Origin of the sequence: Serratia surfactantfaciens (assembly GCF_001642805.2) — a bacterium.
GTDB classification, from domain to species: Bacteria; Pseudomonadota; Gammaproteobacteria; order Enterobacterales; family Enterobacteriaceae; genus Serratia; species Serratia surfactantfaciens.
Map to the genome: position 1 here is coordinate 1,736,929 of NZ_CP016948.1, position 24,684 is coordinate 1,761,612.

Sequence of the window (24,684 nt, forward strand, 5' to 3'; positions counted from 1 at the left end):
AGAAATGGCAAGGTTTATTATCAAAATCGGGATAATCATGCGCGCCAAATTGGATTTAAACCTGTTACGCATTTTTGTGGCGGTGGTGGAACAAGGCAGTTTCGTCGGGGCCGCTCGGGCGCTGGCCATGCCGACCTCTAACGTCAGCCGCGCTATCTCGCAGCTGGAGCGCCAGCTCGACCAGCGATTAATCGAACGCAGCACCCGCTCAATGCGGTTGACGCCGAACGGCCAGCTATTGCATGAGCGGACACAGCCGCTGCTGGCGTCGCTCGATCATACCGCGCAAACGCTCAGCGAACGGCAGCAACAGCTGCGTGGGCCGCTGCGTCTGTGCGTGCCCAATGAAGTGGGGCCCTACCTGTTGGGCGATCCGTTAGCGGCCTTCGCCGTGCAGCATCCGCAGATCGAAATCAGCTGCGTCACCAATCTGGCGGGGATGGCGTCGCTGCTGGACGATGTCGATCTGGCGGTCATGATCAGCCGTGGCATGCTGGACGACAGCGACTATGTCGCGCAGCCGCTGGCGACCTTTCCCTGCATCGTGGTAGCCGCTCCGGCGCTGTTGGCGCAGTGGCCGCCGACGTCGAAGATTGAACAATTCACGCAATTGCCCTGTATCAGCACGGTGGATGCGCTGAAGGGGAGGCCGTGGCAGTTCGTTCACCCGGACGGAACCTTCGTTACCGTACCGGTCAATGCGCGTTATCGCGTCAATAGCGGGGAGATGGCGCTGAAGGCCGCCCTGGCCGGCGTGGGCTTCGCCATGCTCTCCGAGCTCGGCTGCCGGCCGTTTCTGGCCGACGGACGTTTGGTTGAGATACCGCTGGCGTTGCCGCCGGCGCCGCTGCAGCTGTATGCCGTTTACCCCGGCCGCCGCTATCTGCCGGCCAAAACGCGTGCGCTGCTGACGTTCCTGATACAGCAGGTTGGCGAGGCGACTAACTTCTAATCACTTGTTTTTGCTCAAACTGCCAACTGCGCCTAAGCTAGGTGGTGACTCAGAGGGAGCCATTCCCCGAGACCTTATTCCGTGAACATGGAGGAGTTTCGATTTGATGCGTTTATCCACATTGGTGCTGGCGATCGGCATGGCGCTGGGCTCGCAGGCACAGGCAGCAGAAACCCAACCACACGCCGACCATAGCGCGCTGCCCAGCGGCCAGGCGAAGGAGGCTACCGTGACCGGTGAAGCCAATCATCACGACCAGCAAAAGACTCAAAATCCGTTCTTCTATCAAAGCCGTCTGCCGTTCCAGGCACCGCCGTTCAACCTGATCAAGGAAAGCGACTACGCGCCGGCGATCGCAGCGGGCATCAAGCAAAAGCGGGAAGAGGTGGAGAAGATCGCCAACAACCCGGCTAAGCCCAACTTCAAGAACACCTTCGTGGCGCTGGAGCAGGCCGGTTCGCTGCTGACGCGGGTAATGAACGTGTTCGGCGCCATGACCTCGGCCAACACCAGCGATGCGCTGCAGAAGCTGGATGAAGAGACTTCGCCGAAGCTGGCGGCGCTGAACGACGACATCATGCTCAACGGCAAGCTGTTCGCGCGCATCAAGGCCATTTATCAGGATCGCGATGCGCTGAAGCTGGATCCGGAGTCGCGTCGGCTGGTGGAAGTGACCTACAAAAACTTCGAGCTGGCGGGCGCCAACCTGTCGGACGCCGACAAGGCCAAGCTGAAAGCGCTGAACCAGGAAGCGGCGACGCTGAGCACCCAGTTCACCAACAAACTGCTGGCGGCGAGCAAAAACGGCGCGCTGGCGATAACCGACCCGGCGAAGCTGGACGGCCTGTCGGAAGGCGAGCTGGCCGCAGCCGCGCAGGCGGCCGCCGAGCGCAAGCTGGAGAAACAGTGGCTGTTGGTGCTGCAGAACACCACGCAGCAGCCGCTGCTGCAGAGCCTGAAAGATCGCGACACCCGTAAAGCGCTGTTCGACGCCTCCTGGACGCGTGCGGAAAAAGGCGACGGCAACGATACCCGCCAGACCATTTCCCGTCTGGCCAAGGTGCGCGCCGAGCAGGCCAAACTGCTGGGCTACCCGAACTACGCCGCCTGGAAGCTGCAAAACCAGATGGCCAAGACGCCGGATGCCGCGCTGAGCTTTATGCGCAACATCGTGCCGGCGGCCACCGCGCGCGCCGAGCGTGAAGCCAAAGACATTCAGGCGGTGATCGATCAGCAGAAGGGCGACTTCAAGGTGCAGGCCTGGGACTGGCAGTTCTACGCCGAACAGGTGCGCAAGGCCAAGTACGATCTGGACGAGTCGCAGATCAAACCTTACTTCGAGCTGAACAACGTGCTGAACAACGGCGTGTTCTACGCCGCCAACCTGCTGTACGGCATCAGCTTCAAAGAACGCAAGGACATCCCGGTCTACCAGCCGGACGTCAAGGTGTATGAAGTGTTCGACAAGGACGGCAAATCGCTGGCGCTGTTCTACACCGATTACTTCAAGCGCGACAACAAGGGCGGCGGCGCCTGGATGAGCAACTTCGTCGATCAGTCGAAACTCAACGGCACCAAGCCGGTGATCTATAACGTGGCCAACTTCACCAAACCGGCGCCGGGCCAGCCGGCGCTGCTGTCGTATGACGACGTGATCACCATGTTCCACGAGTTCGGCCACGCGCTGCACGGCATGTTCGCCGATCAGGAATACCCGAGCCTGTCGGGGACCAACACCGCGCGCGACTTCGTCGAGTTCCCGTCGCAGTTCAACGAACACTGGGTCAGCGATCCGAAAGTGTTCAGCCACTTCGCCAAACATTACCAGACCGGCGAGGCGATGCCGCAGGAACTGGTCGACAAGATCAAGAAGGCCGACAAGTTCAACAAGGGCTACAGCATGACCGAGCTGCTGTCCGCCGCGCTGCTGGATATGCACTGGCACATGCTGACCGCCGATCAGCCGCAGCAGGACGTGGACAAGTTCGAGGCCGAGTCGCTGCAAAAAGACAAGGTGGATCTCAGCTATGTGCCGCCGCGCTACCGCTCCAGCTACTTCCAGCACATCTGGGGTAACGGCTACGCCGCGGGCTACTATGCCTATCTGTGGACGGAAATGCTGGCGGACGACGCCTTCCAGTGGTTCACCGAACACGGCGGACTGACCGCCGAAAACGGCCAGCGCTTCCGCGACATGATCCTGTCGCGCGGCAACAGCCAGGATCTGGAGAAGCTGTACATCGACTGGCGCGGCAAAGAGCCGAGCATCGAGCCGATGCTGCTCAACCGCGGGCTGAAGGACGAGTAAGTTCGTCCATTCCCGGTAAGTCAACAAAAGGGCGCGTGATGCGCCCTTCGTCTTTTTTGGCGTCGAGGCGTTAGAGAAAGGTTGAGGGTTAATCCGTTGCCGTGCGGTCGGCAAGATCCTCCTCTCCCTGGCGCAGGAACGCCACCAACCGCTGCGCCGGCAGCGGCAGCTGCGCCAGTTCACGCACCGCAATAGACAGACGCCGGGTCGCCCAATCGTCCGTCAGCGCGAGGGCGCTGCGTTGAATTTCTGCATGGCGCCGGGCACTCTCTTCCGGCACTACCGCCAGCCCGGCGCCGCGCAGCACCATGCGGCAGATGGCGTCGAAATGGCCGGCGCGCGCCCGCAGCCGCATTGGGCCGCCGCTGCGTATCGCCAGCTGCTCCAGATGCTGTTGCAGCGCGCTCTCTTGCGGCAGGCCGATAAAATCAAAAGGCAGGGCGTCCGCAAAGCCGATCTGGCGGCGGCCGCTGAGCGCATGCCCCGGCGGCAGCGCCAGCACCAGACGATCCTGGCGAAAAGGATAGCTGACTAGCCCGCGCAGGTCGGCGTGATCCGCCACGATGCCGATATCCGCCGCCCGTTCGGCGATCGCCTGCGCGATAGCCGGGCTGGGCAGCTCCTCCAGCGCGATGTCGGTGTGCGGGTGCAGCGCCAGAAAATCCGCCAGCAGCTCCGGCAAAAAGGCGTCGGCGGCGACGGTATTGGCGACGATGCGCAGTTGGCTGCGCTGGCCCGGCGCAAACTCGGCCATTTCGCCGCGCAGCCGGTCGCGCTGTTGCAACAGCAAACGAGCGTGTTGCAATAAGCGTTCACCGGCGGCCGTCACCTGGACGCCGCGCGGATTGCGCGTCAGCAGCGCCACACCTGCCTGCTGCTCCAGCCCGCGCATGCGGGCGCTGGCGGCGGCCAGCGACAGCCCGACGCGCTCGGCGCCGGCGGTGATGCTGCCGGTCTCGATCACCGCCACCAGCAGCCGCAGATCGATAAAGTCAAAATGCATGCGTTCTCCCTCTGTCTTTGCCGCAGGCAGGCTCTGCCATTGCCGCATTGTGCCGCGCCGCGCCGCTGGTCACAATCGAGCCGTTGATTGCCATAAGGATAGACGCATGTCGCTGACGCTACTGGATATTATCGCACTGACGGGCATTTTTACGCTGGCCGGCACGGTCAAAGGGGCGATCGGTCTGGGATTGCCGACGGTGTCGATGGGGCTGCTTAGCCTGATGATGCCGCCGGGGCAGGCCGCCGCGCTGCTGCTGTTGCCCTCACTGATCACCAACCTGTGGCAGTTGCTGTGTGGGCCGATGCTGGGGGCGCTGTGCCGTCGGCTGTGGCCGATGATGCTGTGCGTTACGCTGGGCACGTTGCTGAGCGCCGGCGCGCTCACCGCCAGCGACGGCCGCCTGGCGCCGCTGGCGTTGGGCGTTTGCCTGATCGGTTATGCGCTGTTGGGTTTTACCCGTTTCAATGGGCGCATTTCCGCCACGGCGGAGCCTTGGCTGGGGCCGCTGTGCGGCTTGGTGACCGGTGCACTGACCGGCGCCACCGGGGTGTTCGTCATACCGGCGGTGCCCTATCTGAACGCATTGGGCCTGGCGCGTGACGATCTGGTGCAGGCGCTGGGGCTGTCGTTCACCGTCTCGACGCTGGCGCTGGCCGCCGGTTTGGCCTGGCATCAGGCGCTGCCCGGCGCGCTGCTCGGCGGTTCATTGTTGGCGCTGTTGCCGGCGTTGGGCGGCATGTGGCTGGGCGGGATCGTGCGCCGTCACTGCAGCCCGCTGATTTTTCGTCGTTGCTTTTTTAGCGGATTATTGGTCCTGGGGGCAGAGATTGTGTGGCGGGGGATGCATTAGGCGGTAAATTTTACTTGCGCCTTCCGCTTTCAATTTACGGCGCGGCGCATTGCGCGATATTCTGGTTTCCTGATGGGCTAACGGCGGACGAGGGAACCATGACGGACAGCCAGGTGTTTGAACAACAAAGCCTCGACAATCTGCTGAGCTATTGGCGGCGTCATCGCCGCCTGCCGGGCGCGCGTTACCCGGCCGGCCCGACCGACAGCCTGTGCGACGTACCGGGCGTCAGCGTTGGGCATCACACGCTGGCCGACGGCGAATGCCAGACCGGCGTCACCGCCATCGTGCCGCCGGGCGATCTGTTCAACCAACCGCTGCCGTGCGGCAGTGCGGTGCTCAACGGTTTCGCCAAGCCGCTGGGATTGGTGCAATTGAATGAGCTGGGGGAGTTGCAGACGCCTATTCTGCTGAGCAATACCTTCGCCGTCGGCACGCTGTTTAACGCCATGGTGCGGCGCAGCTGTCTGCGCTATCCGCAGATCGGCCGCGGCAGCGCCACCATTAATCCGCTGGTGCTGGAGTGCAACGACGGCTACCTCAACGATATTCAGGCGATGGCGGTGCGTGAGGAACACGTCTTCAGCGCGCTGGATAATCACTCCACCCGCTTTGCGCGCGGCAGCGTCGGCGCCGGGCGCGGCATGAGCAGCTTCGGCCTGAAGGGCGGCATCGGCACCGCCTCGCGCTATTGCCCGGGGTTAGGCACCATGCTTGGCGTGCTGGTGCTGGCCAACTTCGGCACCCTCGACTCGCTGACGCTGAGCGGCGTGCGCGTAGGTCCGGCGCTGGGCAAACTGTTGGCGGATCCGCCGCCGCAGGTAGACGCCGGTTCGGTCATCATCATCATCGCCTGCGATCGGGCGCTGGACAGCCGTCAACTGAACCGTATCGCCCGCCGAGCGGGCGCCGGTTTGGGGCGGGTAGGCAGCCATTGGGGGCACGGCTCCGGCGACATCGCGCTGGCGTTCTCCACTCGGCTGTTGGGGGCGACGTTGCCGGACGAACGGCTGGAGCCGCTGTTTGCGGCGGCGGCGGACGCTACCGAATACGCGGTGCTGGATGCCTTGCTGAGCGCGGAAGGCGTCAGCGGTTTCCAGCAACATGCGCGCGTGGCGCTGGGCCCGCTGCTCGATCGGCTGGCGGCGGCAAATTAACTTACGGGAGCCCGATGTGAAGGTCTTTATCTCTGCAGATATCGAGGGGATAGCCGGCGTAATGCGGCCGGAGCAATGTAACCCGGCCCATGCCGACTATGCGGCGGCGCGCGAGCTGATGGAGCAGGAAGTCAACGCCGCCATCGACGGCGCTTTCGCCGGCGGCGCCACCGAGGTGACGGTGGCCGACAGCCACGCCATGATGCAGAACCTGCGCGCCGATCGCATCGATGCGCGGGCACGGCTGGTGCAGGGCAAGCCGCGTGGGCTGTCGATGGTGGAAGGGCTGCAGCATCAGCGTTACGACGGCCTGATGTTTATCGGTTATCACAGCGCCGCCGGCGAGCGCGGCGTGCTGGCGCACACCATCAACGGCCGGGCCTTTTATCGCGTCAGCCTGAACGGCGACGTGGTGGGCGAAAGCGATCTGTATGCGGCGGCGGCGGCCGAGTTGAACGTGCCGCTGTGGCTGGTGAGCGGCGACGACGAGCTGCAAGGCTGGATCGCCGAACGCTATCCGCAAGCCGGCTATGTCTGCGTGAAGCGCGCCATCTCGCAAACCGCCGCTGAATCGCTCAGCCCGCAACGGGCGCGCGCCGAGATCCGCGAACGCGCGATGCAGCAGGTGCGACAGGGCGCCAGGCTGCCCGTGGAACGCCGCTTCATGCCGCCTTATCGGCTGACGCTGATGGCGGCCAAACCAGTGCTGGCGGATCTGTTCAGTCTAGTGCCCGGCGTGCAACGCCAGGACGCGCTCACCGTGGTCTTCGACAGCGACAACATGGCGGCGCAAATCAGCCTGCTCAGCGTATTTTCCTATCTGGCGACGACGCAGAGCTGAGCATCCCGGTCATTACTGCCGGTCGCGTTGGGTTAACTGGATAGTGAGGTGCTCAATGCGTTCGGCCATCTGCTTGGTCAGGGCGGTGAGCTCGGTGTTTTGTTTCAACAGCTCGAGCAGCTGTTCGGATTGCCGTTCGACCAGGGTTTGCCGCTGCGCCATCGCCTCATCCAAATCCTCCCGGTGCTGGGCATCGGCCAGGGCGTGCGCCTGATCGCGCTCGGCCTGACGGGTTTGCGCCAGCAGGATCAGCGGCGCGGCGTAGGCGGCCTGCAGGCTGAACGCCAGGTTCAGCAAAATAAACGGATAAGGGTCAAATTTGGTGAAGCCCGCCAGGTTGAGATAGATCCATACGCCGACCACCACCGTTTGCCCCACCAAAAACGTCGGGGTGCCAAAGAAACGGGCGAACGCCTCGGCTTTCAGGGCAAACCACTGATCGCCAAAGGTGTGAGTCAGGCCTTTCAGCGGGCGATACAAGCGAAATTTTTTGTGTTCCGACATAGCGGTAAGACTCGTTGCGGTTGGAAGTGCCTCATTTATAGCACAAATGAATGCAAAATTTTGTCCGCGCGACGGTCGGGCGTTGCCGGCCCGCACCGCACGATTCTCCAATAGAAAATCCCTTTTCAACATTAAGCCTACTAAATAATAGGCTACGCTAATTATTGCTCTGCTGCGCTATATCACCTGACCGGCGCGGCAAGCCATTCCCATAACAAGATTTGTTTCGCCGAAGGCAGTGACGCCTTCGGTTTTTTTGGAGTCATGAGCAATGAGCATATCCCAAGTTCCGCTTTCGCGGCGGCGGTTCATCGTCGGCGCCGGGGCGTTGGTGATCGGCGCTTATCTGCCGTCCACCGGCGCGCTGGCGCGCTCGAACGCCCCGGCCGCCTCCGGCGCGGCGGCGTTTGACGCCAACGCCTTCGTCCAGATCGGCGCCGACGGCATCGTCACCGTGATCAGTAAACACACCGAAGTGGGCCAGGGGGTCTATACCGGCATGGCGACGCTGGTCGCCGAAGAGCTCGATGCCGACTGGGCGCAGGTGCGGGTCGTGGCCGCGCCGGTGGACACCTCCGTCTACAAGAACCTGGCGTTTGGATTCCAGGGCACCGGTGGATCCAGCTCGGTCGCCAATGCCTATGAGCAGATGCGGCGCATGGGCGCCATGGCGCGTGCGCTGTTGGTGCAGGCCGCCGCGCAGAGTTGGAAAACCTCGGCGCAGGAAATCACCGTGCAGGCGGGCAAGATTCGCCACGCCGCCAGCGGGCGAGAAGCGGGTTTTGGCGAGTTCGCCGCGTTGGCCGCCACGCTGCCGCCGCCCGATCCCGCCAGCCTGACGCTTAAGGATCCGGCCCATTTCACCCTGATTGGCAAAACGCGCGGCCTGCACCGCGTCGATTCGCTGGCGAAAACCAACGGCAGCGCGCAGTTCTCGCAGGATATCCACGAGCCGGACATGCTGACCGTCACCATCAAGAAGCCGCCGCGTTTCGGCGGCAAGGTGGCGACCTTCGACGCCGAGCGCGCGCTGGCGGTGCCGGGAGTGGTGGCGGTGAAGCAGATCGCCACCGGCGTGGCGGTTTACGCCAAAAATACCTGGGCGGCGATCCAGGGACGGGAGCGGCTGCGGGTAACCTGGGACGACGCGCAGGCCGAACGGCGCAACACCGAAGAGATTTACGCCGAATTCCGTCAGGTGGCGCAGAAAACCGGCGTGGTGGCGAAGAGTCTCGGTAAGCCGGACGAGGTGTTCGACAAGGCCGACAAGGTGATTGAGGCCGAATACACCTTCCCGTACGTCGCCCACGCCCCGATGGAGCCGCTGGACGGTTACCTGTTCTGGGATGGCGAAAGCGTCAAGGCGCGCTATGGCTGCCAAATCCAAACGCTCGATCACAAGCAGCTGTGCGATCTGTTCGAACTGCCGCCGGACAAGGTGCAGATTGACACTATTCTGGCGGGCGGCAGCTTTGGGCGGCGCATCGATCTGGGTAACCCGACGCTGGGGCCGGACCTGGCGGCCGACATGGCGGCTGCCGCCAAAGGCATCGGCCCCGGCCACGGTGTGAAGGTGGTGTGGACGCGCGAGGATGACATCCGCAATGGTTGGTATCGCCCGATGATCCTGCACCGCCTGCGCGGCGCCATCCGTGGTGGCAAGGTGGTGGGGTGGACCGATACCGTGGTCGGCCATTCCTGGACGCGCCACAGCGCGATGGATGCGCTGGTGGTCAACGGCCTCGATCAGATGATGGTCGAGGGTGCCAGCGAGGTGCCTTATACCTTCGAAGCCTTCCGCTGCGATGCGCACATCGTGCCCGGCAAGGTGCCGACCACCTCACTGCGATCGGTCGCCAGCACCCACACCGGCCACGCGGTGGAGAGCTTTATCGATCAATTGCTGCAGGAGACCGGGCAGGATCCGGTTGAAGGGCGGCTGGCGTTGATGGGCGAGGCGCCGCGTGCGGCGGGTGTGCTGCGGGCGGTGGCCAAAGCCGCCGGCTGGCAGGGCGCCAAAGTGGTGGACGGACGCGCGCGCGGCGTGGGCGTCGCCAAGGCGTTCGATACCTATGTGGCGCAGGTGGCCGAGGTGTCGATCGGCGAGGGCGGCATTCCGAAAGTGCACAAGGTGTGGTGCGCGGTGGACTGCGGCGTGGCGGTGAATCCCGACGTGATCCGCGCGCAGATCGAAGGCGGCATCGGCTACGGCCTCAGCATGGCGCTATACGGCAACATTACGCTGAAAGACGGCGTGGTTGAACAGTCCAACTTTAATAATTACCGCCCGCTGCGCATCGATGAGATGCCGGAGATCGAGGTGATCATCGTGCCCTCGAGCGAGAAACCGACCGGCATAGGCGAACTGGGGGTGCCGACCATCGCTCCGGCGGTCGGCAACGCGCTGGCGCTGCTCGGGCGGCCGCGTAGCTCGCTGAACCTGCCGCTGCATAATCCCACCGCGAATCCGGCGTCTGACAAGGAGAGAACCTGATGATGCAATTAACCGTAAACGAGCAGCCGCTGACCTTTGAGGGTGACCCGCACATGCCGCTGCTGTGGTTCTTGCGTGACGAAGCCGGCCTGACCGGCACCAAGTTCGGCTGCGGCATCGCCATGTGCGGTGCCTGCACCGTGCATCTGGACGGCGTGCCGGTGCGATCGTGCATGACGCCGGTCTCCGCCGCCGTCGGCAAGAAAATCACCACCATCGAAGCCGTGGGCGCCACGCCGGAGGGCAAAGCGGTGCAGGAAGCCTGGCTCGACCTGGACGTGGTGCAGTGCGGCTACTGCCAGTCCGGCCAGATCATGAGCGCCAGCGCGCTGTTGGCGCAAAGTAAAAATCCAAGTGATGCGGACATCGATGCGGCGATGGGCGGCAACGTCTGCCGCTGCGCCACCTATGTGCGCATTCGCGCCGCCATCCACCAGGCCGCCAAGGCATTGGGTTAGGGAGAGATGCGATGAGCAACGCCTTGAAAGGGCTGTTATGGCTGATTATCGCCGTGGCGGTACTGGCGGGAGGGTACGCGCTGTACACGCAGCTGCGGCCAACCGGCGCGGAACCCGCGGCGCCGATCGCCGGGGCGCCGGCCGGCATCACCGATAAGCTGGCGCGCGGCGAGTACCTGGCGCGCGCCGCCGACTGCGTGGCGTGCCATACCGCGCCGGGCGGCGCGCCTTATGCGGGCGGCTTCGCCTTTAAACTGCCGTTCGGCACCATTTACGGCACCAACATCACCGCCGACAAGGAGACCGGCATCGGCAACTGGAGCGACGATCAGTTCGTACGCGCGGTACGTGAGGGCATCGGTCCGCAGGGCAACCTGTATCCGGCGATGCCGTACACCTCGTACACCGGGCTGAGCCGCGACGACGTGCTGGCGATCAAGGATTATCTGTTCAGTCTGCCGCCGGTGAAACAGGCCAACCCGCAAAACGATCTGTCGTTCCCGTTCAACCAGCGTTGGGGCATGAAATTCTGGAACCTGGCGTTCTTTAGCGAGCAGCGTTTTACGCCGGATCTCAACAAGGACGAACAGTGGAATCGCGGCGCCTATCTGGCGACGGCGCTGGGCCACTGCGGCGAGTGCCACACGCCGCGCAATCTGGGGTTTGGTCTTAACCAGAGTAAGCACCTGAGCGGTGAAGTGGTGCAGGGCTGGTTCGCTGCCAACATCACGCCGGACAAACAGACCGGCATCGGCGGTTGGAGCGACCAGCAGCTGTCGCAATATCTGGCTACCGGCCATGCGCCGGGGCGCAGCAGCGCCGCAGGCCCGATGGCGGAAGCGGTGGAAAACAGCCTGCAGTTCCTGACGCAAGAAGACAATCTGGCGTTGGTGAAATACCTGCGCGACATCGAGCCGATCGCCGGCGACGCTGCCGCCGCGGTGAACCTGCAGCCGAAGGGCGCGGCGGCTTCCACCCCGATCCTGCCGGGCGGGCAAGACAGTTCGCTCGGGCGCCGGCTGTTCGCCAACGACTGCAGCGGCTGCCACCAGTGGAACGGGCCGGGCCGCCAGAGCGAGTATGCGTCGCTGGTGGGCAGCACGGCGGTGAACGATCCGCAGGGGCGCAGCGCGGTGCAGGCCATCCTGAAGGGGACGAGCATCAGCATCGGCGATCGGCATGAGATGATGCCGGCGTTCGGCAGCGCCTATTCCGACGAGGAAGTGGCGGCGGTCGCCAACTTCGTGGTCGGCCACTTCGGCGATAAGCAGGGCAAAGTCACCGCCAAGCAGGTAGCGGAGCAGCGCAAGCAGTAACGCATCGCGGCGGCGTGTATGTTGAGGGCGGCGATATCGGTGATATCGCCGCTTTTTTATGGCCGTTGCGCCGGCGGCAGTGCGGTGAAAAAGTAGGACTAGCTCTGGCTTAATTGATTGAAAAGATAGTCAAAGACTAAACGCACGCGCGTAGGGCAGGCGTGTTGATGCGTATGATAGAGGTTGACCGGCCAGGGTGGCGGGGCGTCGCCCGGCAGAACGGCTACCAGCTCACCCGCGGCGAGGTGTTTTTCAACCAAATATCCGGCCAGTTGGCCAAAGCCTAAACCGGCGAGCACCGCTTTACGTTCTATATCGGGCGTGTCGGTGACGAAGGCGGCGGACTTCGGGTAGAGATAACGTTTTTGGCTAAATTCCCAGGGCCAGTAGCGCCCTGTTTTGCGGTTCACCAGCGCGACAATAGGCAGATGGGCGAGTTGGTCTATCTGCTCCGGCGGCGGCAGGCGAACGAGCAGCGTCGGCGAGGCAACCAGATGGAAAGGCATGGTTCGGGGCTGGCGAACGATACAGGTTTGGTCATGCAGAAAGCCGATGCGAATGCCGATATCAATTCTTTCATCGACCAGATCGCTGTGGATGTTCGACAGGTGGAATTCGAGCGTAATCGCAGGATATAAACGTGCGAACTCCGCCAGTATCGGCATGACGACCTCGCTGCCATAGGTGTGCGGTGCCGTGATGCGCACCACGCCGGTGAGATCTTCCGCCTCTTTCCCTTTCGCCTGAAACAGCTTGTTAAACTGATCTATCGCCGCTTTGGCTTGCTCAGCAAAGCCGAGGCCGAAATCCGTGATTTTTACGTTTCTGGTGTTGCGGTGGAACAGCTGTTCACCGAGCAACGACTCCAATTCTTTGATAGCTCGGGTGACTTTCTGCGGGGAAATGCCGAGTCTGGTCGCTGCGCGTTTAAAGTTCATCTCCTCAGCGGCGCAGCAGAAAATGCGCAAGGCTTCTTGTCTGTTTTGCACTCTCGCCTCTTTGTTCCAAAAAATGGAATTCTAAAAGCATAACACTTCCATTTACTGATGGTAAACGGCGGATAAAGTATTCGTACTGACCAACAGAAAAGGAACGAGAGATGAACCGTATTTCAGGCAAAGTGGTGGTGATTACCGGCGCCAGCAGCGGGCTGGGCGAAGCGACCGCAAAACATTTGGCGGCGCAGGGGGCGACGGTGGTGGTGGCGGCGCGCAGGAAAGATCGTCTTGATACGCTGGTTCGGCAAATCGTTGGCGACGGCGGCACCGCGTTGGCGCTGCAGGTGGATGTGACGAAGCGCCAGGAGGTCGAAGCGATGATCGCCCAGGCCGTCAGACAGTTTGGCAAAATTGATGTCTTGGTCAACAACGCGGGGCTGATGGCGATCGCACCGCTGAGCGCCGTAAAGGTCGATGAATGGGAACGGATGATCGATATCAATGTGAAAGGCGTGCTGTACGGCATCGCGGCCACCTTGCCGCTGTTCGAAAAGCAGCAATTCGGTCATTACATCACCATTTCCTCCATTGCCGGCAAGAAGGTGTTCAGCCCCGGCGGCACGGTCTATAGCGGCACCAAATTCGCGGTCAGCGCGATCGCCGAAGGTTTGCGCCACGAAGTCGGCGGCAAGATCAGAACCACGACGATCGCCCCCGGCCTGATCGACACCGAACTGAAACAGGGCAGTTCGCACGCGGAAAGTTTGCAGGCCGTCGGCGAACTCTACCAGAGCCAGGCAATTTCCGCCGATGCCATCGCACGCGCTATCGCCTATGCGATCGAGCAGCCTTCGGACGTGGATGTGAGTGAGATTGTCATCAGGCCGACCGTGCAGGAATTTTAAATCGCCAGAGGCACCTCCTGGGCTTTTAGCCGTATTTTCTTATCGTTACGAGGTATTCTATGCGTCGCAATCTGCTTATTGGCGCCTTTTTCGCCGCTTTTTCTGCCACTGCAATGGCCGCGGCGCCTTTTTCTAAAACAGACAATCCCGGGTTCTACCGGATCATGCTGGGTAATCTGGAAGTGACGGCCCTGTCTGACGGCATCAGCCCCATGCCCGCCGATAAAATCTTGATCAACACCCGGCCGCAGCAGCTTGAAGCGGCAATGGCGGCCAACAACCTGTCGCTGCCGTTGCCGACCTCGGTGAACGCCTACCTGATCAACACCGGAAGCAAGCTGGTTCTGGTCGATGCCGGCACCGGCGCGCTGCATGGCGACACGCTGGGCAACATGATGAAAAACCTGAACGCTTCCGGCTATCAGGCGGAGCAGGTGGATGAGATTTATTTAACGCACCTGCATCCCGACCATGTGGGAGGCTTGATGGCGGACAAGCGTCTTGCCTTCCCGAATGCCACCGTTTGGGTGGAAAAAGACGAAGTCGCTTTTTGGCTGAGCGAAGAGAAAAAACGGCAGGCGGAAGAGAAAGATAAACGTTTCTTCGATGCCGCCATCGCCTCATTACAGCCTTATGTCACGGCGGGAAAACTGAAAACCTTTGAAGGCAATCAGGTACTCACCCCGGGCATTTCGGCTATCGATACGCGTGGGCACACGCCAGGGCACAGCGTGTTCGCCGTCGAAAGCAAAGGGAAAAAGATGATGATTTTGGGGGATATGATCCACGTTGCCTCGGTACAGTTTCCCGATCCGAATGTCGCCATCGCCTATGATATCGATGTCCCTGCCGCCGTAGCGCAGCGCAAGCGGCTGTTCGATGACCTCGCGCAGCAAAGGGCGCTGGTCGCAGGGGCGCATCTGTCCTTCCCGGGCCTCGGCTACATCAATAAAAAGGGGGCGGGTTATGACTGGCAGCCGCTGAACTATGGCGCACTTAATCAACATTAATCGGCATAAGCGTGAGGCAATAAGGCAGGAGAACAATGTGAGGGGGCCAGACGGCCCCTTTTCTTGATGTTCAGAAAGCCGCTTCCCTGCAGGGCGAAGGACTTTCACGCGGTACGTAGTATGTTATTTTGGCCGGCGTGGATAATCAGGAATCGGGTACAAGGTGATGGGAAATTCGGCATTTATGCATCGTTTTGCTGCATTGGGCGGGCTTGAACTGCTCGTCGCGGACTTTTCAGACCATCGATTTGGCGTGCATTGGCATGATACCTGGTCGATTGGCGTTGTCCTGCGCGGCGCTAATAACAACAGCGCCAAAGGCGATGCCGACGGTATCGTCAGCCGTGGGCAAGTCAGCCTCATCGCGCCGGGGCAGATGCATGCCGGGACAGTGCTGGGTGATGAGGGATGCCATTATTTCATGTTTTATCCCAGCCACGAGATGCTGCTGGACGCGGCGGAAAACATGGAGATGCCTCTGCCGCCGGCGGTGCAGGGGAAGCATATCGACCATGCGCCTTTCGCCAACCGATTGTGTGAGGCCGCCGCGGTGCTGACCGCAGCGCAATCCAGCCATTTTGACCGCGAGGTGGCATGGAGCCACTGCGTGGCGGATCTGCTTCAGGTGTGTTCACCGCGGCGAGCGCCATTGGCAGGCGCCGGCCTCACGCCGGGTTTGCGCAGAGCGAAAGAGTATCTGCACGATAACCAGGCGCGGGAAGTGCGTCTGGAGACGCTGGCGCAGGCCGTCGGCATGTCTAAGTTCCACCTTTGCCGTCAGTTTTCGGCGCAATTCGGTTTATCGCCGAACCGTTATCAGCGGCAACTCAAATTACAACAGGCCAAGAGCTTGCTATCCCGAGGCGGCGACATCGCGGAAATCGCCAGCGCCTGCGGATTTGCCGATCAATCGCACATGGGAAGGGTGTTTAAGTCGACTTACGGCGTCACACCGCGCAGCTATCGCGACCGATGCAGTTGAGCAATATCATTCTATCTCGCCGACGCAAAGGGACTGACAATGCGCCTTTTTGACGACGAGAGAAACCATGTTCATCGATATTTCCACGCTGGGTTTATTTGCTCTTTCAGCCGCCGCGTTAACGCTTATCCCTGGCGCCGACATGCTTTGCGCACTGTCTAATGCCATAAGCCAGGGAACGAAAGCGGGGCTGGTTACCGTATTGGGCGCGGTCACCGGGGTGACGTGCCACATCGGCCTTGCCATTGCCGGCGTTACGGCGCTAATTGCCTCTTCGCCCGTGCTGTACGAGTGCTTTGTCGTTGGCGGCGCGCTTTATATCCTGTGGGTTGGCTTTGGCATTTTTAACAGCAAAAACGCTGTCAGCCTGCAAAACAACCGTGAACGAAAAAGTCTTAATAAACTTTATTCGCAGGGGCTACTGACCAATTTGCTGAATCCTAAAGCCATCATCTTTACTCTGGCGTTTATCCCGCAGTTTATTCGAGTGGACGCCGGCATGCCGGGCATGCAGATGCTGATATTAGGCATTGAGCTCATTGTTATTATGTTCCTTATTGAGATACCTCTGGTCTTTCTGGCGGGTAAAATTGCACTGAGCATTCAACTGCGTCCGACTGTCGGCATCTATGTGAATAAATTTTTTGGCGGCGTCATTCTGTTATTGGCCATTGCCATTCTGGCCGCGCGTTTATTCTAAAAGTTCAAATTCGCTTTTGACAAAGTTGTTCGATCGATAAGGTTTTATGTTCGCCCCGCTATGCTGCACGGCGAGCCATTACCGTAATATTCTCCCGAGTTTCACTGACACTGAGGAGAATGACTAATGAAACGCTTTGAAAATAAAGTTGCCCTGGTGACGGGCAGTTCAAAGGGAATTGGCGCAGCTATTGCTAAACGCCTGGCGGCGGAAGGCGCCGTGGTTTTCATTAACTATTCCCGCGGGCGTGAAGATGCCAACCGGTTGGTTAAAGAAATCAATGAGCAGGGCGGCGTCGCTTTTCCGCTGCAGGCCAATGTCGGCATTGAGGCCGAGGTCAACGGCCTGATTCAAAGCATTGTCGAGCAGTATGGTCGCCTGGACGTACTGGTCAATAACGCCGGGGTGTATGCCACCAATAGCCTGGAGGCATTCAGCGACGCGGAATATGAAAGACACTTCAATTTAAATGTCAAAGGGCTGATTTATTGCTGCAAGGCGGCGGTCGCCGCCATGCCTGAATCGGGCGGCAGCATCGTCAATATCAGCTCCAGCGTGACGTCGTTTACGCCGGCCAATTCGCTGGTTTATACCGCTTCAAAGGCCGCGGTGGATTCTATCACCAAGACGCTGGCCAACGAGCTGGGCGGGCGCAAGATCCGGGTCAATGCGGTCAACCCTGGCTTGGTCATCACGGAAGGCGTGCATGACAGCGGCTTTTTCGACGCCGATTTTAAAACGCACATTGAATCCATCACCCCGCTGGGGCGCATCGGCACACCGGCGGATATCGCACCGGCCGTGGCCTATCTCGCCTCGGACGAGGCGGGTTGGGTGACCGGCGAAAGCCTGATCGTCGGCGGCGGTTTACATTAATTTTGCTATGAATGGAACAGAGATGACATTAGATAAAGCCTACGGGCCACTGATTAACGGCGTGTTCGAGCTGGATGGCGCGGACATTCATCCCGTCATTTCCCCCTCGACCGGGGAGCGCCTGGCGGATTTACACTACTGTAACGAACGGGACGTCGAGCGCGCCGTGTTGGCGGCGGAAGCGGCTTTCCCCGCCTGGAAAGCATTAGGGCAGCAGGCCCGCGCCCGCCTGGTGGCGCAGCTGGCGGATGTGCTGGAAAGCGATCTGGAAAGAATGGCGCAAATCGACGCGCAGGATGTGGGCCGCTGTATCAGCGAAGTGCGCCGCGATTATCAAACGGCGGTCAGACACTATCGCTATTTCGCTGCGGTGGTCATGGGGCACGAAGACAGCGGCAGAAGCATTGCGGATGGCTACAGCCTGGCGAAACGCGAGCCGCTTGGTGTCTGCGGGCAGATTATCCCCTGGAATGCGCCGGCGATCATGGCGGCGTTCAAGCTGGCGCCGGCGCTGGTGACTGGCAACACGGTGGTGCTGAAGGCCGATGAAAACGCCTCGCTCTCCACGCTGGAGCTGGGAAAGATGATCGCTAACATTTTCCCCGCCGGCGTCGTCAACATCATTACCGGGCTGGGAAGCGTGGCGGGGGCGGCGCTGACCGGCAACCGCAAGGTGCGCAAGCTCTCGTTCACCGGCAGCACGGAGGTGGGCAAACTGGTGGCCAAGGCCGCCGCGGAGCGGCTGGTGCCCGTTACGCTGGAGCTGGGCGGGAAGAGCCCCAATATTGTGTTCCCGGACATCGAAGAGATGGATGCGGTGGTAGACAACGTGACCTTTGCCGCTATCCACAATAACGGCCAGTCCTGCCTGGCGGGGACCCGGCTGTTCGTTCACGCGGACATTTATGACCGTTTCAGCGCCAAGCTGGTGGCGGCTTTCGAACGGGTGCGCGTCGGTTCACCGCTGGCCGAACACTCCCGGGTCAGCTGCCTGGTTTCCGAGAAACAGGGCGAGCGAGTGCTGGCTTATATTCAGACCGGTCTCGATGAGGGTGCCACCCTGCTGACCGGCGGCAAACGCCGCGCCGTCGCCGGCTGTGAGCACGGCTATTTCATTGAGCCGACGATTTTTGCTGCGGAAAATGGCATGCGCATTTGCCAGGAAGAAATTTTCGGGCCGGTGCTGACGCTGATAAAATGGTCAGACTACGACGAGATGATCGCCCAGGCTAACGACAGCGAATATGGGCTGGCGTCGGGGATCTATACCCGCAGTCTGAAAAATGCCCTGGCGACCGCAGACCGGCTGGAAGCCGGCTCCGTTTGGATCAACCGCTATTCGAATATTACCGATGGCACCGCGTTCGGTGGTTACAAGAACAGTGGGATCGGCCGCGAGTTCTGCAAGGAAACGCTCAATGCCTACACGCAAATAAAAACCATCACGCTGCAGACGGATCTGCCCGCCGCCTGGTTTGCCGAATAAGGATAAGACCGGCACAGGGACGTGCCCCCGTTGGCTGCTTCATGCGGTATGGCTGCCAATGTAACTCCTTGGCGACGCGCCCATGCTTTTCTTGAACGCGGTGCTGAAGGCGCTTTCCGATTCATATCCCAGGTCAAAGGCGATCTGGGATATTTTTTCTTTATTGGCGACCATTCGCTCGATGGCCAGGCTAAAACGCCAGATGCGAATGTATTCGTTGACGCTGTAGCCGGCCAGCTTTCTGAACCGGGTGGTAAAGGCGGTGCGCGACATGCCGGCCACGCCGGCGAGCTCGTCCAGACGCCATTTCTTGCCCGGCTGGTCGTGTATGCTGGTCAGCGCCAGACCGATATTTTTGTCCGCCATGGCGTAAAACCAGCCCTCGCCGCGCCCAAGCGCGCCGGAAGAAAGCAGCACGCGCAGCGCCTGCGTCAAAATGATCTGCAGGAGATGCTCGGTGATGAGCTCGCTGCCCGGGCCAGGTTTTTCTATTTCCGATGAGAGGCGACTCAAGTAATCCTTAATGCCGGCGTTCTCTTCCCGCTGCGTTTTGATCACGATGGGTTCGGGCAGGCTGGTGATAAAACGGAAGGTATCGTTGATCTGAAACACGAACCGGCAACCGACAAAGGAAAAATCGTTCCCGCCGTTGCTGAAGCAGGAGGAGCGGTCTTTCATCACGTGAATTTTTCTTATATCGATGGCCGGCGCGTTAGGCGCATCAAAAATGCTGAATTCGCGACCGCTGGATAAGATCAGCACATCGCCTTGTTCAATCGGGTAACTGTTTGCATCGCCCGCCATGTTAATGAAAAAAGATCCGCGTTTGGCGATATAAATTTTCATCCCGGAATAGCCGGGAAACAGCGCTTTGGTATTGGCGCTCAGGTCAAACGTCACAATTTTCTGGCTGCTGATTTTTAGCCGGGAAACAATATCGGATAACGGATCCATCATTACCTGCTTGTCTGATGCGTTTACTGTAGAGAATAGCCGCTATTTGGCTATCGCAGTATATTTGGCCTCGCCGAGCGGCGAGGTGAAAGCATTATGGGTGAGGCGAAAGCCGGTGTACAGGCTATCCCGCTGTCCTGTCCGAACGATAAGAAAAAAAGTGCGAACGCGAAAGTTCAGCATCCGGCCGGGTGTTACGATCGTTTTTTTTCATGATGGTGACATAATGACTTCTTACCGCACAAACCGCAGCCAGGTGAGCCTATTGGCTGCGTTGACGATCGCGTTATTTTTTATCTTGTTGAACAGCGGCTCTCCCACGCCGTTATATCCCTTATATCAACAAACCTTTGCCCTGAGTAATATCGACCTGACCTTCATTTTCTCTTCCTACGGGTTTGGCGTATTGCTGGCCTTGTTTTTATCACGCAGGCTCACCATCACCGATAACAATGCCCGGTTGCTGGTGGTGGTTTCGCTATTGTTGGTGGTGGTGCCAACGCTGTGCTTTTCCATGGCTCGCTCTTTGCAGGCGCTGTGTCTTTTCAGGTTTATTTCCGGCTTGGGAGCCGGCACGGCCACGGCCATCATCAATATCTTGTTGATCAAGTTCAGCCGTGGCGACAGCGCCAAACGCGCCGCGCTGCTGGGCAGTATGGCGTTGGTGACCGGCCTGGCGCTCGGGCCGGTGATCGGCAGCGTTTACGCTCAGCTGGCGTTTTACCCGCTCACCGCGCCGGCAATGACCGTTGCCGCGTTGGTTTTACTCTCCGCGATCGCCATCGTTCTGCTTTGGCCGAAGAAAGGATTGCCTGCCCTCGGCGTTGCGGACACGAAAACGGCAGAAAAGGGCGCCGGTTTTAGCCAACCGCTGTTCTATCTGTTGGCGCTGTGCGTGTTTATCTCCTGGTCATACGCTGCGCTGATCCTGTCGCTGGGGCCGACGGCCGCGATCCATGTCTTCGGGCTTAAATCAGCCGCTGATTTTGGCTATATCGCCACCGGGTATTTACTGGTGGCCGGCGTGGTGCAGTTCACGATCCCGCGTTTTCTTCAGCCTGAATTTTCTTTAGTGTTGGGGCTGATTGCGCAGGTTTTCTCCATGGTCATGATGACCATGGCGCTCGAGAGCGGTTCTGTGGCCGGTGCGGCGGTGAGCCTGGCGCTGTCCGGCTTCTCGTATGGCGCGGTTTTTGTGGGCGGCGCTATTCTGGTCAACAAGCTCTCACTCGCGGCGCCGGGATGGAACGCGGTATCGAAGTTTTACTTTATCGTCTATTTGTTCAATATCACGCCGCCGGCCGCAGGCTGGCTGGCGGATAACATAGGGGTATTGAGCGCCTTGCTGGCCGCTATTGCCCTTTTTATGGCGATATATATCGCCTTTGCCGCGCTGGCGCTGTGGGCGCTGTTGTTGAGAAAGGCGTGATGGGGGAATGGCTTTACAAAGCCCCCTGGCTTTCCATAAACTTGGCGGCGTGTTTAGACGATGAGCGTTGGCAATTGCCGCATAATAACGGCGGCCCGGCGAGCAATCTGGTTCTGACACGCACATGTTCTACATATGTTCAGGTAAGAGAACGGCCCCATCGGTTTTTGCCGGCGCCCCGGATACCGGCGTCGCAGTGAGGATGGGGTGATGCTGTGCCGGCACCAGTGAAGAGAGCAATATCCGCCTTCACCGGCAGCCTCACGCATAGGTTACTGACCTGTTGATGAATTCTTAGATGGCCCGCCGTCTAACTCATTACAGGATTAACATATTGCGATGCTTACCCTAAATCATTCCCCCGTTTCACCGCGTTTTTTACCGCATTCACTCCCCCTTCAACGGAGCCTTGGCACCGATTTCGCCACTAAGGGTTCGCGAAAGCTTGGCTCGTTGGCCCGCATAAATAACCATTGAGAATCATTTTATGGAATGGAATGTAAACCAAACCAGGCTCTGCCGAGCGCAGATGGTTTCTCTGCCGAAGGCGGAAGTGCATGTGCATCTGGAGGGCTGTTTTGATCCGGAACAGCTCGCGGTCTGGGCGTTATCCTCAGGGATACCGATGCCCAGAAAGCAGGACGAACTACTGAATTTTAACGGGCTTGCCGATTTTCTCGCGTTCCTCGACTGGTCCTGTGGCCTGGTGAGCAGCCGCGAACGCCTGGCGCAGTTAAGCTACTCCTATGCGCAACGGCTGTCGCAGAATGGCGGACTGTACGCCGATCTTATTTTCAACCCGACCCATTGGAAAACGTGGCGCGGCAGGCTCGGTGAGATGATCGACGCGATTGACGCCGGTTTGCGCGCGGCCGAAGAAGATGGATTGGCGTCCGTTGGGCTGTGCGTCAGTTTGCTACGCCAGCAAACGGCTGCCGAGGCCAGTGAGCTGGTGGATTTTTTAACCGCACTGCGGCACCCCAGAGTGGTCGCGCTGTCCATCGATGGCAATGAGGCCGCCACCAAAGGCAGCGGTACGCGTTTCGCGCAGGCTTTCGCCCGGGCGGGCAGGGCCGGGTTGAAGCGAACCGTGCATGCCGGAGAGTCGAGCGGTGCAGAGGGCGTGCGCGATGCCATCCTGCTGTTGGGGGCCGATCGCATCGATCACGGCGTGCGGGCGATAGATGACCCGGCTGTCGTGGCGCTGTTGGCTGAACGACGGATCCCTATCGGCGTATGCCTGACCTCGAATATCAAACTTGGCGTCTATCCCCGCTACGCAGAACATCCGCTGCGCTGGCTGCGTGACGCCGGGGTCATCACGACCATCAATACCGACGACCCGGTACTATTACAAACCACGCTGGTGGATGAATACCTCATCTGTCAGGACGAATTTGAATTTTCCCCCCATGACATCGTCGATGTGGCCCTCAATTCTTTGGCTGCCAGTTTCGCCAGTGACGAGGCAAAAATGACGTATCGGAAGAAAATGGATTCTTGGGTTGCTTCTCTTAATACAGAAAATGGAGACAAGCGGTGAACGAGAAGAAAATAAAATTATATTTTGATTGCGATACCGGCATTGATGATGCGATGGCTCTGGGCTATTTGCTCGCAGAAAGTGACAAAGTGGATATTCTGGCGATCGGCACGGTTTGCGGCAACGTCGCCGCCGATGCCGGGGCCAGAAATACGCTGGAGCTCGCCCGCCTGGCCGGTTTTCCCGCGATCCCCGTCGCCGTGGGGGAACGAGATTACCTGCGCCATGCATATCTTTGCGATGTGCAGCATATACACGGTGACAACGGCATTGGCGATATCGCGCTGGAAGCTTCAGACGCCAAACTGGCGCCGCTGACGGCACCCGAACTGTTGGTTCAGTTGGCCAAGGCGCACCCAGGGGAGCTGGATATCTTGGCGACCGGCCCGCTGACCAACATCGCCAAAGCGTTGCAGCTTGAGCCCGCATTGGCGGAGCTGATCGGCACGCTGACAATTATGGGCGGCGCGGCGTTGGCGCCCGGCAACCGAACGCCCGTTGCGGAGGCGAATATTGCCTGCGATCCGGAGGCAGCGGCCATCGTCTTTAAAGCGATGAAGAATATCGTGATGGTGCCACTGGATGTCACCATGTCGCATACCTTTGAAGAGGCCGATCGGCTCAAACTGCTGTCGGCTGAGAGCCGGTTTGCGCAGGCGATAGGGCAAATGCTGGAACGGTATATCCAGTTTTATATCAATACCTACGGCCGCAAAGCCTGCGCATTGCACGATCCGGTGGCGGCGGTGTTGGCGGTGCAGGGTATCGGCGCCTGCTTTGCGCCTAACGTGAAGGTGACGATCGATGATTCTGACGGGCCAGGCCGCGGGCAAACCCTGTGTGACATGCGGGGACGATATATGAACTATCCGCCGCAGCGCGATGCCAACTGCCATGTGGTGTTAAGCACCGAGCTTAATATGTCGGAATTGCTGCTCGCGAAGCTGTTATCGCTGCCAGCGGAGCCGCATAAACAGTAAAGCGAAAAGGCGCGCGGGCCGGATTAGCCTGCGCGCTTCTCGACCAGAAAGTCCAGCAGCGCCCTGACCTTGGAAGACATGTGCTCACGGGAGGGAATGTACAGATAGAAGCCGGGGAAGGGCTGCGACCAGGCCTGCAGTATCCGCACTAACTCACCGCGTTCCACCATCGCTTTCACGGCGAAATCAAAGTGCTGAATAATGCCGACGTGCTGTAATGCGGCGCGGATCATGCCGTCGTCGTCGTTGGTGATCACGCTGCCTTTCGGTTCGACGGAAAAGGTATGGCGCGCGTGCCGCTCGACGGTGGAAAACTCCCATTGATAAATGGCGCCGCTGGTTGCGTGGCGAAAAGCGATACAGTTGTGGTTGACCAGATCCGCCGGCGTGGCGGGCGTGCCGTAACGGCTGAGGTACTGCGGCGTGGCCACCGCCGCCAGCGCCACCTGTGGCGTGATGGGGATCGCCACCATATGCTCGGCAAGGCTTTCACCCAGCCGAATGCCGGCGTCGTAACCTTCGGAAATGATGCTGGCCATGCCGTCGTCCATCACCAGTTCAAGCTTCAGCCTGGGGTAGCGCATCAGGAATTCGCCGATATGCGGTTCGATAAAGTGCTTGGCGGCCGTGCGCGAAGTGTTTATCCGCAGCAGCCCCGCCGGTTCATGGCGGCTCTCTTCCAACGTGCCGACGGCGTGCTCGATCGTGCTGAGGGCGGGCGTCAGGGCTTCCAGCAGGCGTTGCCCTTCCTCGGTGAGCGACATATCGCGGGTGGTGCGGTAGAGCAGCTTGACGTTCAGCTGTTTTTCCAACGCCTTCAGGTTTTGCGACAGCGCGGCGCGGGAAACGCCCATTTGGGCCGCCGCTTTGGTAAAGCTGCGGTGCTGCGCGATATGCGCGAACCACGCCAGTGAAGGAAGCAGGGAAGGATCCATCGAGATGCCCGCATTGTAAATTACAGCTTAACACTGTAGTCCATTCTCTGGGCTTATCAA

General features: G+C 60.1%; 22 protein-coding genes. 17 read left to right on the top strand and 5 right to left on the bottom strand.

Features of this window, described 5'->3' with window-relative positions; all coding sequences use genetic code 11:
* Positions 1-37 precede the first annotated feature (37 nt).
* The gene (locus tag ATE40_RS08335; RefSeq protein ID WP_063919617.1) at positions 38-952 is read left to right on the top strand and encodes a LysR family transcriptional regulator; all 915 of its coding nucleotides are present in this window, start codon (positions 38-40) and stop codon (positions 950-952) included.
* A gap of 106 nt (positions 953-1,058) precedes the next feature.
* Complete coding sequence (gene dcp / locus ATE40_RS08340) at positions 1,059-3,260, top strand: peptidyl-dipeptidase Dcp (protein ID WP_025159730.1); 2,202 nt, start codon at positions 1,059-1,061, stop codon at positions 3,258-3,260.
* Positions 3,261-3,348: 88 nt separating this feature from the next.
* Here the strand turns inward: dcp and ATE40_RS08345 are convergent, their stop codons facing one another.
* A complete protein-coding gene (locus ATE40_RS08345; protein ID WP_063919405.1) occupies positions 3,349-4,263 on the bottom strand; it encodes a LysR substrate-binding domain-containing protein in 915 nt (304 codons plus the stop codon).
* Between the two features lie 106 nt (positions 4,264-4,369).
* Here ATE40_RS08345 and ATE40_RS08350 point away from each other — a divergent pair, with 106 nt between their 5' ends.
* The 3 genes from ATE40_RS08350 to ATE40_RS08360 all read left to right on the top strand — a co-directional run bounded on the left by ATE40_RS08350 (position 4,370) and on the right by ATE40_RS08360 (position 7,114).
* Positions 4,370-5,116 carry a sulfite exporter TauE/SafE family protein gene (locus ATE40_RS08350; RefSeq protein WP_063919406.1) on the top strand — a complete coding sequence of 249 codons (747 nt, stop codon included), beginning with the start codon at positions 4,370-4,372 and terminating at the stop codon, positions 5,114-5,116.
* Between the two features lie 98 nt (positions 5,117-5,214).
* Positions 5,215-6,273 (top strand): P1 family peptidase, encoded by a 1,059-nt coding sequence (locus tag ATE40_RS08355; protein ID WP_063919407.1) that lies wholly within the window; start codon positions 5,215-5,217, stop codon positions 6,271-6,273.
* A 16-nt stretch (positions 6,274-6,289) separates the two neighbouring features.
* Complete coding sequence (locus tag ATE40_RS08360; RefSeq protein ID WP_025159731.1) at positions 6,290-7,114, top strand: M55 family metallopeptidase; 825 nt, start codon at positions 6,290-6,292, stop codon at positions 7,112-7,114.
* 12 nt (positions 7,115-7,126) lie between these two features.
* On the opposite strand, the gene ATE40_RS08365 is transcribed toward ATE40_RS08360, so the two are convergent.
* On the bottom strand, positions 7,127-7,618 hold the full coding sequence (locus tag ATE40_RS08365; RefSeq protein WP_019456353.1) for a DUF1003 domain-containing protein: 492 nt from the start codon (positions 7,616-7,618) through the stop codon (positions 7,127-7,129).
* A 271-nt stretch (positions 7,619-7,889) separates the two neighbouring features.
* Here ATE40_RS08365 and ATE40_RS08370 point away from each other — a divergent pair, with 271 nt between their 5' ends.
* Genes ATE40_RS08370 through ATE40_RS08380 form a run of 3 tightly spaced genes read left to right on the top strand, consistent with a single transcriptional unit; the run spans position 7,890 to position 11,886 of the window.
* Positions 7,890-10,112: a xanthine dehydrogenase family protein molybdopterin-binding subunit gene (locus tag ATE40_RS08370; protein WP_063919408.1), complete on the top strand. Its 2,223-nt coding sequence runs from the start codon at positions 7,890-7,892 to the stop codon at positions 10,110-10,112.
* Positions 10,112-10,570: a (2Fe-2S)-binding protein gene (locus tag ATE40_RS08375; protein ID WP_063919409.1), complete on the top strand. Its 459-nt coding sequence runs from the start codon at positions 10,112-10,114 to the stop codon at positions 10,568-10,570. The genes ATE40_RS08370 and ATE40_RS08375 overlap by 1 nt, the downstream gene beginning before the upstream one ends.
* 11 nt (positions 10,571-10,581) lie before the next feature.
* Positions 10,582-11,886 (top strand): c-type cytochrome, encoded by a 1,305-nt coding sequence (locus ATE40_RS08380; protein WP_063919410.1) that lies wholly within the window; start codon positions 10,582-10,584, stop codon positions 11,884-11,886.
* 98 nt (positions 11,887-11,984) lie between these two features.
* On the opposite strand, the gene ATE40_RS08385 is transcribed toward ATE40_RS08380, so the two are convergent.
* The gene (locus ATE40_RS08385) at positions 11,985-12,875 is read right to left on the bottom strand and encodes a LysR family transcriptional regulator (RefSeq protein WP_025159732.1); all 891 of its coding nucleotides are present in this window, start codon (positions 12,873-12,875) and stop codon (positions 11,985-11,987) included.
* A 110-nt stretch (positions 12,876-12,985) separates the two neighbouring features.
* On the opposite strand from ATE40_RS08385, the gene ATE40_RS08390 reads away from it, so the two are divergent.
* The 6 genes from ATE40_RS08390 (at position 12,986) to ATE40_RS08415 (ending at position 18,783) form a co-directional block, all read left to right on the top strand.
* Positions 12,986-13,729 carry an SDR family oxidoreductase gene (locus ATE40_RS08390; RefSeq protein ID WP_063919411.1) on the top strand — a complete coding sequence of 248 codons (744 nt, stop codon included), beginning with the start codon at positions 12,986-12,988 and terminating at the stop codon, positions 13,727-13,729.
* Between the two features lie 59 nt (positions 13,730-13,788).
* Entirely contained in the window at positions 13,789-14,739 is a 951-nt protein-coding gene (locus tag ATE40_RS08395; protein ID WP_063919412.1) for an MBL fold metallo-hydrolase, read from the top strand.
* 166 nt (positions 14,740-14,905) lie between these two features.
* Positions 14,906-15,721: an AraC family transcriptional regulator gene (locus tag ATE40_RS08400; RefSeq protein WP_063919413.1), complete on the top strand. Its 816-nt coding sequence runs from the start codon at positions 14,906-14,908 to the stop codon at positions 15,719-15,721.
* Positions 15,722-15,788: 67 nt separating this feature from the next.
* On the top strand, positions 15,789-16,421 hold the full coding sequence (locus tag ATE40_RS08405; protein ID WP_063919414.1) for a LysE family translocator: 633 nt from the start codon (positions 15,789-15,791) through the stop codon (positions 16,419-16,421).
* A gap of 126 nt (positions 16,422-16,547) precedes the next feature.
* On the top strand, positions 16,548-17,297 hold the full coding sequence (locus ATE40_RS08410) for an SDR family NAD(P)-dependent oxidoreductase (protein WP_063919415.1): 750 nt from the start codon (positions 16,548-16,550) through the stop codon (positions 17,295-17,297).
* Between the two features lie 22 nt (positions 17,298-17,319).
* A complete protein-coding gene (locus ATE40_RS08415) occupies positions 17,320-18,783 on the top strand; it encodes an aldehyde dehydrogenase family protein (RefSeq protein WP_063919416.1) in 1,464 nt (487 codons plus the stop codon).
* Positions 18,784-18,822: 39 nt separating this feature from the next.
* Here ATE40_RS08415 and ATE40_RS08420 read toward each other — a convergent pair whose 3' ends face one another.
* On the bottom strand, positions 18,823-19,737 hold the full coding sequence (locus ATE40_RS08420; RefSeq protein WP_063919417.1) for an AraC family transcriptional regulator: 915 nt from the start codon (positions 19,735-19,737) through the stop codon (positions 18,823-18,825).
* Between the two features lie 85 nt (positions 19,738-19,822).
* Here ATE40_RS08420 and ATE40_RS08425 point away from each other — a divergent pair, with 85 nt between their 5' ends.
* The 3 genes from ATE40_RS08425 (at position 19,823) to ATE40_RS08435 (ending at position 23,689) form a co-directional block, all read left to right on the top strand.
* Positions 19,823-21,166 carry an MFS transporter gene (locus ATE40_RS08425; protein WP_154746170.1) on the top strand — a complete coding sequence of 448 codons (1,344 nt, stop codon included), beginning with the start codon at positions 19,823-19,825 and terminating at the stop codon, positions 21,164-21,166.
* Between the two features lie 487 nt (positions 21,167-21,653).
* Positions 21,654-22,709 (top strand): adenosine deaminase, encoded by a 1,056-nt coding sequence (add, locus tag ATE40_RS08430; protein WP_063919419.1) that lies wholly within the window; start codon positions 21,654-21,656, stop codon positions 22,707-22,709.
* A complete protein-coding gene (locus ATE40_RS08435; RefSeq protein WP_071891984.1) occupies positions 22,706-23,689 on the top strand; it encodes a nucleoside hydrolase in 984 nt (327 codons plus the stop codon). The genes add and ATE40_RS08435 overlap by 4 nt, the downstream gene beginning before the upstream one ends.
* 23 nt (positions 23,690-23,712) lie before the next feature.
* Here the strand turns inward: ATE40_RS08435 and ATE40_RS08440 are convergent, their stop codons facing one another.
* Positions 23,713-24,624: a LysR family transcriptional regulator gene (locus tag ATE40_RS08440; RefSeq protein ID WP_004940760.1), complete on the bottom strand. Its 912-nt coding sequence runs from the start codon at positions 24,622-24,624 to the stop codon at positions 23,713-23,715.
* Positions 24,625-24,684 lie beyond the last annotated feature (60 nt).